Origin of the sequence: Vibrio sp. 1CM24A (genome assembly GCF_023161725.1) — a bacterium.
In the GTDB taxonomy this organism is placed as follows: Bacteria; Pseudomonadota; Gammaproteobacteria; order Enterobacterales; family Vibrionaceae; genus Vibrio; species Vibrio coralliirubri.
On sequence record NZ_JALNTS010000004.1, the window covers coordinates 149,851 to 166,136 of the forward strand.

A 16,286-nucleotide genomic window follows, 5' to 3' on the forward strand; every position below is an offset into this window, starting at 1 on the left:
TATACGATTAAGCATTCAATGATGTGACTGTTATTCACTCGTATAACAGCCACTCATGAACTAGCGACTAATTGTAAAACAAATGCCCTGAATTTCAGGGCATTTTTGTATCTGTTGCAAGCTCATTTACTAATTGATTTAGATCAAAATTAATCGCCAATACAATCGCTGGTCAAATAAACCATCGAAAAAACGATAGATTGAAATATTATTAGCGCGTAGATAGCGACCTCCCCCACCTCTATCATTTGGCTCAAGAAATCCAATTCCTGTATCCAAATATAAGGTCACGACCATGACTAATACATTCAAAAAAATGGCGCTTCCTGTTGCTATCGCGAGCGCTCTACTTGCTTCTGGTTTTGCATCTGCAACGCCAACTGTAGAAGCGACATCGAAAGTCGGCCAAGAACTTCAGACAGCAAATGCTGCGCAATACCAAAACATTGATCTTGATGCTCGCTACAAGAGCGAGGTTCTATTCGAACACAAATCAAACATGTTCTGGGGCAAAGGCGAGCGCATCCAAGTTGTTTCGAAAACAGGCGATTCTCTAGCTTACACTGCTGAGTCTGACCATGTTCACCCAATCCTCACCAAGCATGGTCGTAAAATGGACCAAGCAATCATCAAAGTGGATGACAACGTATACCTTGGTTACGGTTTCGGTCTAGATACACCCGTCATGATTGAAGGTACGGACGGCATCATCATTGTTGATCCGGGCGAGTCGGTAGAAATGGCTCAATCGGTTAAAGAGCAGTTCCGTCAAATCACCGACAAGCCGGTTAAAGCCATCATCTATTCTCACAACCACATCGACCACATCTCTGGTGTACGTGCATGGGTTACTGACGAAGAAGTGGCATCAGGTGAAGTAAAAATCATCGCTGAAGAAGGCCTAACCGCTGCCGTGGCTAACTGGTCTTCAAACCTAGGTACTTTATTTGGTCACCGTACTTCTTACACAGGAGCTAAGCACGTAGAAGAAGGCGAACACGGCACAGTAAACGACGGCCTTGGTCCGCGCTTCATGCAAGGTGCTATCTCGTTCATCGAACCAAACCTGCTTGTACCAAGCCAAAGCCACATCGAAATCGAAATTGCTGGCGTGAAAATGCACATCGAGAACGTGCCATCTGAAACTAAAGATGAGTTAGTGGTTTACTTCCCAGACCAGAAAATCCTACACGCGGCTGAAGTACTTCAAGGTGAGAACTTCCCTAACCTTCACACCATCCGTGGTACTAAATTCCGTGACCCATCAATGTGGTTCAAGGGCATCGACGTAATGCGTAAGTTCGACACTGAGATCATGATTAACTCTCACGGTCGTCCTGTTGAAGGTAAAGAAGCAGTAGCTGACGTACTAACGGCTTACCGTGATGCGATTCAATACACTCATGATCAAACTATCCGTTACATGAACAAAGGTATGACGCCAGACGAGCTAGTTGAAGTAGTTAAACTTCCTAAGCACCTTGCAGAACACCCTTGGTTAGGTGAACACTACGGTACTGTTGCACACGCCGTGCGTCAGATTTACGTAGGTTACAACGGTTTCTTCGAAGCGGATCCATGGCAGCTAGAGCCAATGGCTTACGAGCAACGCGCTAAAGCATTCGTAGAGATCATGGGCGGTCGTGACAACATCCTTACTACTGCACAAGCAGCAATTAAGGCTGAGAACTACACATTTGCAGCAGAAATTCTTTCTTACCCAATCACGGTAAACAAGCAAGATATGGAAGCTCGTGAGATGAAAGCACAAGCTTACAAAGCATGGGCTGCAGACCAAGTGAACATCAACTGGCGTAACTGGGCGCTTAACGCGGCGGCTGAACTAGAGAGCAAACGTGACTTCTCTAACATGATCAGCTTCGCTTCTGTTGACGTTCTTACTGCACTACCAAGCAAGCAGATCTTCGACATGATGACTTCAACGCTTATCGCAGAAAACTCGTTAGACGTGAACATGATGCTAACGTACAACTTCTCTGATACGAACGAAGCATTCACTATCGAAATTCGCAACGGTATTGCTCAGTTACACGAAGAAGCAGTGAAAGGCGCAGACGTTCAAATCGACACCACTCGTGCAGTACTGAACCAAATCTTGATTGCGGGTCCAAACGCTCAACAAGTGATTGGTACCAACCTACAGTCTGGTGCATTCAAGTTCTCGAACGGCGACATCAAAGGTTTCGGTCAATTCATGAGCTACTTCGATAAACCAATGACTCCAGAAGAGATCATGCTCATCGTTCGCTAATAACGAGCTCGAACGGTCGCTCTTCGACGATGGCTCTTTGACGAAAGCTACTTAGCAAACAATCTCGCTAAATAGCTATCAATCGATTCGCTGACCGCTTCACATGGACGACAAACAAATACAGGGACCCTTTGTGGTCCCTTTTTTATCGTCAGGTTCGGCTTCTGGCGTCAGATTCTTAACCCTGTTATAGGTCTCGATAACCATTATGTTAAAACGATTTGCTCTGATTCTTTCGCTTACCTCTTCACTCACGTTTGCCTGCGGTCTTCACCAAGAGACAGGGTTTAGTTTAGTGACAGAGCCCGGTTCGCTCGAGGTATTTGGCAATGTCATCACAGCCAGACAAGACAATGAATTCAACAACCTCAATAAGCCGGATCACTTTCGACTCTTTGCCATCAAAGCCGCGCTTGCGAAACCCCACCCAAGCAAAATTGAGTTCAATTTATTCGAAGCAATTAAAGGTCATTACAGCCAAGTGAAACTTGAGAAGGGCGTCGATGTGTCAGGCAGAGACACTTTGCCTACAGAGAAAGATCTATTACTGATTACGGAACTCGATGTGTTCGATGCGCTAACAACGGGCACCATCTCTTGGGATCACGCGATACTAAACGGCTTAGTGATCATCAACGGCCCACAAGATAAACGAGAACAGCTTGAGGATTGGCTTGGTGATATTTTTGGAAAGTAGTTCGATCTCCTATTCGTATTTACTCCCCGTTCAATTTGAGACAACAAACCAAACATAAATAAATCTAAGTAACAACAACCAATCGAACTATTTATGGGAGCAATGTTTTATTTTTGAAACAAAACCCATCAACTTCGAACAAAAAACAGCCTAATTACAATCAGTTACAAAATACGTTACAAAACTGATGTTAAAACCGACTGTTTCATCTGGTTCTACATACAAAGTGTGATTTCCTACCATTCTTTGAAATATTTTTGTGATTAAATACGACAAATTTCAATCAAAGGTGGAGAGATAACATGTCTGCAAAAGCATTCGGTGACTTTTACTGTTACTTACACTGTATGAATTTACTTTCAATTAAAGAGCATGGGATAACACCAAAAGAGTACCTGGATGATGTGCGCAAAGAGCCTTTTTACTATCGTGGAGACACCTCCAAAGAAGCGCAACAAAAGTGGGCGGAGAGAATTTTGGAGTCGATCTACAAATATCACGGTATTCAAGGCGACGGTCCAAACGGACATAATGATCTCTTGATACGAGAAGGTATCGCATCAAAAGCCCGCTACAAAATAAGAGAAGGCGCTGAATTCGATGTTAACCCGGGATTACATGAATCAATAGCAATACTCAACACCATCGGTAGCCAATTACTTGAACGAGTTCTACCCGCGGCAGGGTCTAAACTCAGCAAAGCATTAACACTGCTTTCTAGGTCCAAGAATGTATCCAATACTGCACCTTTTAAGATGATAATCGGCAGTTATGACCTCATTGCTCCTAACGCAGATTACACAGTGCTAAGCAAGCTAGAGAACGCACTAGAAAACCGTCTTGTGGTTTCATTTGAGTACGAAGGAAGTCGTTGCGAAGTCGATCCTTATGCTTCATTTGTTTACCAAAGGAGCTTCTATCTTGTCGGTCTAGAGCGCTATAGAAAAAGCACTGAAAGTAGTTTGATGCTCGGCGATTATCGTACTTACAAGGTCCATAATATTAACAATCTTGAGATTCACTCTACTCAGAGTTTTTCAATGGGTAATCAAAAAGACTTTTGCCTCCATGATTTCCTATCATCAAGCAATGGTAAAATGGTTAATGGTGGCGAAACCTGTGAAGTAGTCTTAAAGATGAAAAGAGATACTGATGGCTACAACAGGTTTGTAGATGAATACAAACTAAGTGAATGTCAAAAAATAGAAGAGACCGCTGACAGCCATTACATTGTAAGAGCTCAAGCTCGTGATAGCGTAGTTTTCAAAAGCTGGCTTATTAACAACGCCGATTGCGTTGAAATTTTAACACCACTACAACTACGTATTGATGTAATACAAGACATTAAACACGCTATGAGCGTCTATGCACATTAAATTTAAAAACCATCATATATGAAGTTCAACATTGGATCCTCCAATATCAATAACCATTCAACATAGTAATAAGTTCAACAATAAACAAAAGTAATTAATAAAGTAGCATTCAACTAAAATAGAATTAACGGTATTATTTTTAGTTATTTTCCATTTTAGACAGAAAATGTCAGATTTTATTGTCACAATACTATTCTCACAACAAATAAAATTAGGCTTAGCTGTGATATACAAAATAAAAAAATCATTTATTGATGAACTTTATCACCTTAATTATAAATCAAACAGTTTAGTACATCGTCTTCCTTTTTATTGGTATAGACCTTTAAAGGTATTAAGTCGACTACTCGCATTGCCTGTTATCTTATTTTTCATGGTGTAAAAGTAATGAACCGTAATTTATCAAAGGTAGAATGGATTCTGCTGGCCATAGCTGCAATATTCTTAGGTTTAAGCTTATTCCTCTACTACTCACTCTGTAAAAATTTATTCTTTGGCGGATTCAATGACATCATTGAAATCATTGTAGTTTTGGGGCTTTTTTACTGCTCATTCATTGCAGCAAACTACAGTATAACCATGCTCGCTGAAAAATACTGTAGTCGGAGAAACCGCTATGAAGAGCTTTAAGTCCCTTCTCTCGGTATCCACTTCGCTTGCATTTTGGATATTCGCACTATTTTATTTCTTCTCAAGCTCGATTAATACCAATACGGGGCTAAGTATGGCTCCTACTTTTGAAGGTAAATACTGGACAACAGTCAATGGAGTTAGACCCGGACGATATACTCCAGAACATGGTGATGTAATTAGATTCCGACACCCACCTAAGCACCGAAGCGAAAATATAACCTTTAGAAAGCGGGTAATTGGTATTCCAGGCGATACAGTCACGTTAAAGAATGGCTACCTTTATATCAATGATAATAAGATGTCACATGGAGTGACCAAAAAAGAAGATGGATTTGTCTATATAAAAGAAAAAATAGGTAATAGTAAATATAATGTCAGGTATCTAAAAGAAGATTCAAACATACTTGAAGACAATATTTCTTGGCATGTACCAGAAGGAAAGCTATTTGTTCTTGGCGACAATCGAGACTACTCCTACGACTCAACCTATGAGAGTTTTGGTTATGTCGATATAAATAGCGTTAATGGTGTCTATAACAAAGTCCTGCTCAATGTTGCCAATGGAAATCGTAAATTCAATTGCTCATTAACGATGGCAACGAACTACACGCCTTTTCATAGAACTTGTTAGAAACCGCCCAGTAGCGAGCCAATAATGATAATAAAAAACCGAGCTATTTAGATAGCTCGGTTTTTGACATGCTTGCCATTTACCTACAAGAAAGGCAGTGGAATCAACTCCAGCCCCAGCACACCACTGATGCTCATCACCACCAGTAGAGAGACCTTGAAGACCGTCTTTGACCACTGGATGTAGTTGAGGCAATCGACCTTACGGAATGTCACTTTGGTCCACATAAAGCAAACGGCCGCCGACACCGCTAGGTATTCATAGCCTGCTTCCCCGAGTAGAAACAGCGCCAATGAGACTGCGCCAAACGCCACCACATAGGCTTTCATGTGTTGATGCGCTTTGTCGACGCCCTCTTTCACCGGTAACACCGGAATGCCTGCATCGCGGTAGTCTTGAATGCGGAACATCGCGATCGCGTACGAGTGTGGCATTTGCCATAAGCAGAACATCACAAACAACAATACCGCTTCAAGGCTGATGTAATTCGTCACCGCCAAGTAACCCACCAATGGCGGAACCGCTCCCGAAATACTGCCGACTAAAGTGCCGTAAACCGATGTTCGCTTGTACCACATGGTGTAGAAAAAGACGTAAAACACATAGCCAAGCAACACCATGACCGCAGAGATCGGATTAGCGAACTGAAACAGAAACGCTGTGCCTGAGAGCAGTAAAACCAAGGCATAGACAAACGCGACGTCTGTATTGATGTTACCCTGAACCAATTCTCGATTTTGTGTGCGCTTCATCTTTTGGTCGATGTCTCGATCAAAGATGTTATTCACCACACAACCTGATGCAATCACAAGTCCCACACCCGCTAATGTTGTCAGTAACAACATCGCACTGGCTGGTTCTGTTTTCGCGGCGAGGAAGAACCCCGCCGCAACAGAAATCAGGTTGCCGAAAATGATGCCCGGTTTGGTGATAGACAGATATCTTTTCAGCATACCCTAGCCTACAACTTCATGTTGACGTTCATGTTGTAGATGATCCATACCGAGCCAGCGATAAGAATCAATACAACAATGGCGGTAAACATCAATGACACCAAGTTCCAACGCCCATCGGAAGATTTCGCCTCCATGTGCAAGAAGTACTTAAAGTGCACAAAGATTTGTACCAGCGCACAACCGAACAAGATCACGTAAGTTTCAGTGCTTGGAAGCGCATGCGACCACACAATGTAGAAAGGAATAATGGTCAGAATTAGTGACGCAATAAAGCCTTTCACGTAATCCGTGGCACCGCTGTCTAGATGCTGTTCCATTACATCACCCCCATTAAGTACACGATGGTAAATACACAAATCCAAACGATATCAAGGAAGTGCCAGAACAAGCTCAAGCACTGGAAACGCATCGACATGTTGTCGTTCAAGCCTTTGGTTGAAAGCTGGTGATAAGCCACCGCCATCCAGATAAGACCGAACGTTACGTGCAAACCGTGTGTACCAACCAAGGTAAAGAACGCAGAAAGGAACGCACTTTCTTGAGGGCCATAGCCTTCTGCAATCAAGTGATGGAATTCATACACTTCCATACAGATAAAGGCTAAGCCCAATACGAAAGTAACTTTGATCCATCGCTTCAGTCCCGTAACGTCTTTGCGCTTCATTGCAATCATGCCAAAACCAAAGGTGATACTACTGAACAACAGCATCATGGTTTCGACAAACACGAACGGCAGTTCAAAGATGTCTTTACCTGTCGGCCCTGCGATTGATCCACTCTCAAGCACGGCATAAGTCGCGAAAAGCGTGGCAAACAGGACACAGTCACTCATCAAGTAAACCCAGAAGCCAAACAACTTGTTACCCGCGGCTTCGTGGTGATGATCATGCGAGTGTGCAAGATCATAAGTGTGTGACGGAGTATTAGCTTGCATACGTCGTCTCCAAATCATCTTTATTTTTGTTGTTATCACTGTCACCGTCAGCGCTGTTACCACGACCAGAGTTGTCGCCTTTCACTGACTGTTTCTTCGCTTCTTCAAGCTGTGCACGTCGAGCTGCTTCAATCGCTTTGATCTCTTCAACTTCCACGTAATAGTCCACATCGTCGTTGTAGCTGTGTTGAATACACGTCACCACGATGCCCACTAGGCTTGCCGCCGCTAGCCACCAGATGTACCAAATCATTGCGAAGCCAAATGCCAACGCCCATGCAGACACATAAATGCCTGTCGGTGTATTCTTCGGCATGTGAATACGTTCGTATTCTTCTTCCTGAGTTGGATCAAACTCACCACTTTGCTTTTGATACCAGAACGAATCGATCTCATCGCCCTTAGGCAGTTTTGCGAAGTTGTAGAACGGCGGTGGTGAAGACGTTGCCCATTCGAATGTGCGTCCGCCCCACGGGTCACCCGTTAGATCTCGGTTTTGGTCGCGGTCACGAACACTCACGTAAATCTGCACGAACTGACAAACAACACCCATCGCAATCACGCCCGTACCTGCAGCCGCAACCGCCAGTAGTGGGAAGAACTCAGGGTTAATGTCTTGGCTCAAACGGCGCGTCATACCCATAAAGCCCAGAGCGTAAAGCGGCAAGAACGCCATCAAGAAACCGATGATCCAGCAGTAGAATGCGCGTTTGCCCCAAAGCTCGTTCAGAGTGAAGCCGGTCGCTTTCGGGAACCAGTAACCAATCGCAGCGAAACAACCGAACACTACGCCACCAATGATTACGTTGTGGAAGTGAGCAATCAGGAATACCGAGTTATGCAGAATGAAATCTGCCCCCGGTACCGCCATCAATACGCCCGTCATACCACCAACGGTAAAGGTGATTAGGAAACCGACCGTCCACATCATTGGCGTGGTGAAGCGGATACGACCTTTGTACATGGTGAATAGCCAGTTGAAGATCTTAACCCCGGTTGGGATTGAGATAATCATGGTTGCGATGCCGAAGAAGGCATTCACATTGGCGCCAGAACCCATGGTGAAGAAGTGATGCAGCCAAACCACAAATGCTAAAATCGTGATCGCCACCGTCGCCCATACCAGCGAGGTATAACCAAACAGTTTTTTGCGAGAGAAGGTTGCAGTCACTTCAGAGAACACACCGAAGATAGGCAAGATTAGGATGTACACCTCAGGGTGTCCCCATGCCCAAATCAAGTTCACATACATCATCACGTTGCCACCAAGGTCATTGGTGAAGAAGTGCGTGCCGATGTATCTATCCAACGTCAGTAACGCGATGGTGACCGTTAGGATTGGGAAAGAGATGATGATCAGGATGTTGGCACACAGCGATGCCCAAGTGAATACAGGCATCTTCATCATTGGCATAGACGGAGTACGCATGCGCAGAATAGTCGCGAAGAAGTTCACACCCGTTAACGTGGTACCCACACCGGATATTTGCAGTGCCCATATCCAATAATCGACCCCGACTCCCGGGCTCGCCTCAATGCCAGACAGCGGCGGATACGCCAACCAACCTGTACGGCCAAACTCACCCAAGCCAAGTGACATGTTGGTTAGGATAATACCCACCACAAACAGCCAGAAGCTCAAGTTATTCAGGTAAGGGAATGCAACATCACGAGCACCAATTTGCAGCGGCACGATGATGTTCATCAAGCCGATAACCAATGGCATCGCTACGAAGAAAATCATGATCACGCCGTGAGCCGTGAAGATCTGGTCGTAGTGATGTGGCGGTAAATAGCCCGTCTCACCAGCTGCAGAAAGCAATTGCTGACTACGCATCATCACCGCATCAGCAAAACCACGAACTAACATCACCATCGCAACCGCAATGTACATGAAGCCCAATTTTTTGTGGTCTACAGAGGTAAACCATTCATTCCAGAGGTATTGCCACTTACCAGCTTTAGTGACCGCGTATACCACTAAAGCACCCACCAAAGCGATCATGGTTAAAGTGACCAAAATAATGGGTTCGTGGTAGGGAATTGAGTCTAGAGTTAATCTTCCAAACATGACGATTATCCTTGGGTTTCCGGCAGACAGTTCATTGAACCAGGGTGCTGGGTCACGACATCAGTGAATAAAAATGGTGGGATACTAGAAAACAGCGTCACAGGTTCAGCCACACTTGGCGCGGCCAATGAACGGAACTGCTCCCAATCTTCGATGCGATCAGGACTTGCTTTCACTTTCTCTACCCAGTTTAAAAACGCCACTTGATCAGGCATGGCCGATGCGGTGAATTTCATCTGAGAGAACCCTTTGCCACTGTAGTTCGAAGCAAAACCTTTGAAGTCACCTTCGTGGTTTGCAATCAAATTCAACTTAGTCACCATTCCCGGCATCGCGTAGATCTGCGAACCAAGACGCGGGATAAAGAACGCGTTCATGATGTTGTCTGAAGTCAGCTTAAACGTCACCGGAACATCTTTCGGGAACGCAACATAGTTAACCGTCGCAATGTTTTGCTCCGGATAGATGAACAACCATTTCCAGTCCAGAGAGACCACTTCGATCACCATAGGTTTAACGTCACTTTCTAAAGGTTTGGATGGCTCCAGTTCGTGAGTTGTACGCCAAGTGATGGTGGCTAGAATCGCAATAATGATGATTGGAATTGTCCATACCACTATTTCAATTTTGGTCGAGTGTGCCCAGTCTGGTGCATACTCTTCCGTGGTATTGCTTTCGCGGTATCGGTAAGCAAAGTAGATGGTCATCAGAATTACTGGGATGACGACAATCAACATCAGCAACAGAGCCGTAATAATCAGCTCTTTTTCCTGAACGCCAACGCTACCTTTTGGGTCGAGCAATGCGGAGTTACATCCTTCGAGCATCAGAATGGTTCCCAGCAAACCAATCTTCGACAAACTTGTCCTCGATAAAATGCGTTTATATCTTGAAGCTTCCATTAACTTTCTCGATGGTTATCCAGCCTCAGAACGAACGCCTAAGTACTGGTTGTCATGATCATTAGAATATTTATGTGTTGAGCATGTGAAACGCCGCATCTCAAAAAGCAATGCAATAGAGCCCGTTACTGCTGGGTTAAAACCACACAGAAAACATGACTTAATTGTTACACTTTGAAATGCATTGTTACATTCGGCGCATTATGAAGAGTTGAATTTGAAAGCTCACCAAACAAACTTGGAAACTAACCTTCCATTTATGGATGCGAAAACTAAGAAGTAGAAGAGGATTAAGACACACACCAGCAGCGTGCTACATGGGTGGAGCCAGTGCTGACAAGGGATTTAGAAAAAGCAGATAAACACTCGCGCGTCACCACAGCTCAAGGCAAGTTCAAGGTACATTAGAAAGAGCGAATAAATAGAAGTGTGACGCCCGTCAAGATTGTGAAGTCACATACCATTTACAAGGTATTCACTGGTTAGATTATTCAAAACACCCACTCATTCACCAGAAAGATAACCAATCATTCATCGATGCACTAATGTGACGAATTGAAAGAAAATAATGACTAACAGAAAGGATAATTTGACTAATTGAGGGCGTAATAGCGGTGAAAAGAACAACAGAATGGTAAATATTGGGATGAATTTATTGAGAACAACAATGCCATAATCGAGCCAGATACGGCTCGATTATGGGCAGTTGAAGAGCAGTTAAATTGAAAAACAGTTATGCCGCTTGAATCGCGATGGTTTTTCGCTGATTTCGAGTCATCAAGTGATAAACCACCGGCACAAAGTAGAACGAGATAAGCGTGGTTAACACAGTACCGCCCACAATCGCGACCGCAAACGGAGGCCAGAAACCACCGCCAGCAATGATCAATGGCATAAAACCGCCCACGGTTGTGATCGTGGTTGAACTGATATGTCGAGTACATGACATAACGGCCTCAACGACTGCATCGACATTCCCAGAGGAAGCCTCTTTATCGAGTTTCAATTCGGTCAGAATCACAATGGCCGCGTTAATCGCTAAGCCTGCAATCCCGAGCATCGCGATAATCACCGTAAAGCCAAACGGATAACCGAAAATCCACACCGACAACAACCCTAGCCCACCCGCCAATCCTGCTACCATGAAGATGATGCAGCTCATTCGGAACGAGTTAAACGACATCACCACCACCAACACCATCAATACCACCACGACTGCGACGTTCGAGATCAGGCTGTTGACTGAATTATCTCGTTCAGCAGATTCACCACCAAAACCAATCGTATAGCCCGATGGCATCTGATAGCTTTCTAGGCGTTTTTGGAATTCATTGAGCACGGTTTGAGGCAAGACTCCCGCTTCAATATAACCCTCAATGGTATTCACTCGTTGCCCATTTCTGCGCGTAATCGCACCACGACTGGTGGTCAGTTCAAGCTCAGCCAAGGTAGACACATTGATACCCGTAGAATAGACATCAGAGCTTATCGGCAAGCGAATATTACTCAGGTGAGCCAAGTTTTCACGCGCATCATCCGCAACACGAACACGGATTGGCACAGACTCACTGCCCTCAATCACAGAGCCACTTTCACGACCTGTCAGCGTGGTTTGCAACATGCCAGCAAACTGGTTCAATGAAATACCATTCAGCTTTGCGGTGTCTTCATCGACTTTCAACCACACCTTAGGCGTACCCGGTTGCAGCGTTTCCCTTGTGTGCGTGACATGAGGAACACCCGCCAAAATCAGACGAACATCTTCACCAATTGCTTTTAGGGTATCGAGGTTTTCACCGTAAACTCGCAGTTCAACGGGCGCAGTAAATGGAGGCCCTTGGTTGAGCTTACGTACCAAGATTTGTGCTTCAGGAACTTCTTCATCCAACACCTTTTGCAACTGTGGAATTAGCGCATTAGCTTGGTCAAAGTTCTCTGTTTTCACCATCGCTTGCGAGAAGTATGGCGCATTGTTTTGCCTTGCTTGCAGGTTGTAATAGAAGGATGGGAAGTTTGCGCCCACTAGCCAATCAATGCGTTCCACTTCAGGGTAACGATGAATGATGTCGTCTATTTTTTCAGAGGTGTTTTTGGTGGCGTAAATGCTCGCTTGAGGTGGCATGTAAACCTGAATCTCAAACATGTCTCGGTCTGATGGCGGGAAGAATTGCTCAGTCAGCTGAGACATACTCCAGTAGCCAGTAAACGGAACCAACAGCACCAAAGCAATCGTGATGATTGGATGCGTGACACCAAAGCGGACAGAAGATGAGAACCAACGCGTCAAAGCCGGAATTCTTAAGCCGGTCATGTACCAGTGATGTTGGCCTTTCTTATCGACATCGCTGAGTTGTTTCGGCAATAGCTTGGTCGCCAAGCCCGCAATTAAGGTGTGCGAGATTATGTAAGAGCCGATCAACGAGAAAGAAACGGTAATCGCAATACCACCGACAAATTCACCCGATGCACCCGGCATCAAGATAATCGGGGCAAACGCCAACACCGTAGTTAAGGTTGAGCCTAATAACGGCACCCATAAATGCTTCAATGCATTCATGGTTGCTTCAGCTCGTTGTTGCCCTTTTAAACGATACGCTTGAATGGTATCGACCATCACCACCGCGTTATCCACCATGATCCCGAGCGCCACAATTAGGCCTGTCACCGACATTTGGTTAATCGGCACACCGGTCATTTTCATGATCGACAGGGTCAGTAATGAGGTTAACGGCAGAGAAATGGCGACTAAGATCGCGGCACGTACGCCTAAAGTGACAAACAGCACAATCAAGATCAGACCGAAACCGATCATCAAGCTTTTGCCTAAATCGTCTAAGCGAGTCTCGGTATAACCTTGCTGATTAAAGAGCACTGTCACCTTAACGTTACTTGGTAACTCTTGCTCAAATTTGCCAATCAGAGCATTGGCTCGCGACGTCCAGTTATCGACTCGCAGATCAGGATGCATTCTTGCCGCGACAATCACACCCGGCTCACCATCAATAATCGCAATCTGATCTTGTGGGGTTTTCTCACCTCGTTTTACAGACGCAATGTCTTCCATACGGATGATGTGGCCATTGCTGTCAGTGGCGATTGGCACTTGCTTAATACGTTCAATGGAGTCCAGTTCAGATTCAATTTCCAAACCAAAACGGGAATAGGCACTGACCAGTTCACCCGCAGAGTTCTTGGCGTCTGCCCCTTCGAGCGATTCAGCGATATTGGCGCTCGAACGCCCCAGAGCAGCGGCATCGGCCGTACGTAAACTGATTTGAATCTCTTCTTGCGGCATCCCATATTCATCAACGAATTCGGTACCCGACAAGGTTCGCAACCGCTTGGCGAGCTCTTTGGCATAACGGCCCAGAGTTAATCTGTCAGGCTCGCCTGCACCAGACCAAGTTAGAGATGCGATAGTTGTGAAAGCATAGGTATGGTCGCTATCGAGATCGGGAGATAGAGAGCCCGCAGGCAAAATGGATTCGATGTCAGATAACTTGTCGCGAGCTTGGGACCAGACGGGTTCTGGCTCGGTAATGGTGTCGTTAAGTTCTAACGTGACAATTGATACGCTCGGCCTAGAGGTTGAGCTCACGAGTTTAACTTCACTCAGTTCACGCAGCTTATTCTCGATAACCTCAGTAACCAAGGTTTCAACACGCTCGGCACTGGCACCGGGGAAACTGGTTGTGATGTTCGCGTAACGGTTGATGATTACTGGGTCTTCTGCACGTGGCAAGGTCATGAACGCCGAAATACCACTCACCATCAGCAGCGCGGTCATCAAGATAAGCAGTCGAGTGTTGGAAATAGTCTCTATTATTTTCATACTATTACCTACTCAGCCGCGCTTGTTGGCTTCACGGTTTGTCCGGGAACTAAACGATGTAAGCCACTGGCAATCACTTGTTCACCGTCTTCAATCGCCCCACTCACGTATGCTTGTTGATTGTTGGCAAACAGAACCTGAACACTTCTACGTTCAACCTTATTGTCTTCACCAATCACAAAGATGTTCCACACACCGCGCAATCCATCAATCAAACCGGTTAATGGCACCCAGTAACCTTGCTCTTCAATCTGTTCATCAAATTTAAGGTAAGCAAGTTGCCCTTCTAATACCGACGACTCTTCAGGAAACAGGTAACGCAAGCCAACACTACGAGATTGGGTATCCACCATTGCGCCGGGATTCAATAGCTCCACGGCATAATCTGTTCTTCCTACTCGGATGTTTGGGGAAGAAAGTGAGGTGACTTTTTGCATTTGGTGAGCAGGAATACCGATGAAGGCCTCTTTTCCCTCAGAAGCGAGCAGTGTAAGAGTTGGATTACCCACATTCACCACATCTCCGAGCGAGACAAAGCGTGTCGCGATAGTGCCAGAATAAGGCGCAAGCACTGTCGATTTCACCAGTTTCAATTCGTTGCCTTTTACCGATGCATCGATGCGCAGCAAGTTCGCCTGCAATACCCGTTGCTCACTGGTAAGAGAATCAATCTCCGCTTCGGCACTGAAGCCTTTCGCTTTCAATGAACGTTGACGCTTTAAGTTAGCAGCAACAAGACTCAACTGAGCTTTCACTTCTTCAGCCTGCGCTTTCAGTTGGCTAGACTCGGTTTCTAAAAGTTGAGTATCCAATCGGATCAATGGCTGACCGGTTGTGACTGTGTCACCGACATCCACCAGAATCTCATTGACCTTGCCCGCCAATTCAAAACCCAAATTCGCCTGTTGACCCGCCTTTACCACACCGACATATTCACGTTGTACTGCATACGATGGAGAGCGTTCCAAAGCGACAGTTTCCACTGTTAAGACTGTCGACGCTGCACTTTTCGATTCCACTGCAGCACTATCTGCATCGGATGCTGTCTCGGCTTGTGTATTTTCACCACACCCGACAAGAAGAGTCGACAACGCCACTGCTACTGCGCTTCCCTTCATCAATTTATACATACTTCCTGTTCCTATGCGGTACTCAATTATGTTCTTTTTTTAGACTAACCAAACCAAACTAGACTGTCTAGTTTGATTATGTTAAAAATAAGTTTCATGGTTAATGATTGATAAAACCATCACAAAAAGCATAATGCTTAGCGCCAAATGAGATACCTATTACTGAGTATCAATAGGCGTTAAGCAAAGAGACAAGCTAGGTAACGACCCAACACCAAGTAACGAGAAGCAAGCACGTGACAAAAATCATCAAGAGTGAACAGAAGAGATCGCAGATCTTAACCGCAGCAAGTAAACTTTTCTCTGAACATGGCTTCAAGATCAATATGGATCAGATAGCCAAAGCAGCGAACGTTTCCAAGCAAACGGTCTACTCTCACTTTAAAAACAAAGACGAGCTTTTCGAAACCTGCATGCAAACTAAGTGTGCTGAGCGTGAACTCAGCCCTTCTGCTTTTGATATGAATGCCACTTTGGAAGACGAGTTGGTGAAGTTTGGTGTGAAGTTTCAAGATTTGTTACTTGATGAGCAGTCCAGACAGACCTTTCAAAATGCGGTGAGCCAATCCAACACGCACCCAGAGATCGCTTCAATCTACTTAGAAACAGGGCCACAAAAAACCACCCTTTTGCTCGCCGATTATCTACAAAGCAAAGTGGAATCGGGTGATTTGATCTTATCAACATCAAGCTCACCGATCATTGCAGCAAGACAACTGCTGCTGATGTTCCATGGTAAGTCAGCGTATTGGGGATTCTTCGGACACGATAGCGGAGAATCTGAAGAAGAAAGACTTCACTACACTCGCGAATGTGTCGCGCTATTCTTAAACGGCAATCAGCCTCGTTAAT

13 protein-coding genes are annotated in these 16,286 nt (G+C 45.1%); 6 read left to right on the plus strand and 7 right to left on the minus strand.

Annotated features, from left to right (window positions below):
• The first annotated feature begins 295 nt into the window (after positions 1 to 295).
• The 5 genes from MSG38_RS10560 to lepB all read left to right on the plus strand — a co-directional run bounded on the left by MSG38_RS10560 (position 296) and on the right by lepB (position 5,609).
• On the plus strand, positions 296 to 2,272 hold the full coding sequence (locus MSG38_RS10560) for an alkyl sulfatase dimerization domain-containing protein (RefSeq protein WP_248401790.1): 1,977 nt from the start codon (positions 296 to 298) through the stop codon (positions 2,270 to 2,272).
• A gap of 208 nt (positions 2,273 to 2,480) precedes the next feature.
• The gene (locus MSG38_RS10565; protein WP_248401791.1) at positions 2,481 to 2,969 is read left to right on the plus strand and encodes a hypothetical protein; all 489 of its coding nucleotides are present in this window, start codon (positions 2,481 to 2,483) and stop codon (positions 2,967 to 2,969) included.
• Positions 2,970 to 3,271: 302 nt separating this feature from the next.
• Positions 3,272 to 4,345: a WYL domain-containing protein gene (locus tag MSG38_RS10570; RefSeq protein ID WP_248401792.1), complete on the plus strand. Its 1,074-nt coding sequence runs from the start codon at positions 3,272 to 3,274 to the stop codon at positions 4,343 to 4,345.
• A gap of 387 nt (positions 4,346 to 4,732) precedes the next feature.
• Positions 4,733 to 4,975 carry a hypothetical protein gene (locus MSG38_RS10575; protein ID WP_050622039.1) on the plus strand — a complete coding sequence of 81 codons (243 nt, stop codon included), beginning with the start codon at positions 4,733 to 4,735 and terminating at the stop codon, positions 4,973 to 4,975.
• Positions 4,962 to 5,609 (plus strand): signal peptidase I, encoded by a 648-nt coding sequence (gene lepB / locus MSG38_RS10580; protein ID WP_248401793.1) that lies wholly within the window; start codon positions 4,962 to 4,964, stop codon positions 5,607 to 5,609. The genes MSG38_RS10575 and lepB overlap by 14 nt, the downstream gene beginning before the upstream one ends.
• An 83-nt stretch (positions 5,610 to 5,692) precedes the next feature.
• On the opposite strand, the gene cyoE is transcribed toward lepB, so the two are convergent.
• From cyoE to MSG38_RS10615, 7 genes are all read right to left on the minus strand, one after another.
• Positions 5,693 to 6,562, minus strand: a complete 870-nt coding sequence (gene cyoE / locus MSG38_RS10585) for a heme o synthase (protein WP_248401795.1) — start codon at positions 6,560 to 6,562, stop codon at positions 5,693 to 5,695.
• An 8-nt stretch (positions 6,563 to 6,570) separates the two neighbouring features.
• Positions 6,571 to 6,882, minus strand: a complete 312-nt coding sequence (gene cyoD / locus MSG38_RS10590) for a cytochrome o ubiquinol oxidase subunit IV (protein ID WP_010439794.1) — start codon at positions 6,880 to 6,882, stop codon at positions 6,571 to 6,573.
• A complete protein-coding gene (cyoC, locus tag MSG38_RS10595) occupies positions 6,882 to 7,499 on the minus strand; it encodes a cytochrome o ubiquinol oxidase subunit III (protein ID WP_010439790.1) in 618 nt (205 codons plus the stop codon). Before cyoC ends, cyoD begins: the two co-directional genes overlap by 1 nt.
• Positions 7,489 to 9,570: a cytochrome o ubiquinol oxidase subunit I gene (cyoB, locus tag MSG38_RS10600; RefSeq protein ID WP_248401796.1), complete on the minus strand. Its 2,082-nt coding sequence runs from the start codon at positions 9,568 to 9,570 to the stop codon at positions 7,489 to 7,491. The genes cyoC and cyoB overlap by 11 nt, the downstream gene beginning before the upstream one ends.
• A 5-nt stretch (positions 9,571 to 9,575) precedes the next feature.
• A complete protein-coding gene (gene cyoA, locus MSG38_RS10605; protein ID WP_081228834.1) occupies positions 9,576 to 10,472 on the minus strand; it encodes a ubiquinol oxidase subunit II in 897 nt (298 codons plus the stop codon).
• 733 nt (positions 10,473 to 11,205) lie between these two features.
• A complete protein-coding gene (locus MSG38_RS10610; RefSeq protein WP_248401800.1) occupies positions 11,206 to 14,304 on the minus strand; it encodes an efflux RND transporter permease subunit in 3,099 nt (1,032 codons plus the stop codon).
• Positions 14,305 to 14,312: 8 nt separating this feature from the next.
• Complete coding sequence (locus MSG38_RS10615) at positions 14,313 to 15,434, minus strand: efflux RND transporter periplasmic adaptor subunit (RefSeq protein ID WP_248401802.1); 1,122 nt, start codon at positions 15,432 to 15,434, stop codon at positions 14,313 to 14,315.
• A gap of 236 nt (positions 15,435 to 15,670) precedes the next feature.
• Between MSG38_RS10615 and MSG38_RS10620 the strand changes: the two genes are divergently transcribed.
• Positions 15,671 to 16,285 (plus strand): TetR/AcrR family transcriptional regulator, encoded by a 615-nt coding sequence (locus MSG38_RS10620; RefSeq protein ID WP_248401804.1) that lies wholly within the window; start codon positions 15,671 to 15,673, stop codon positions 16,283 to 16,285.
• Position 16,286 lies beyond the last annotated feature (1 nt).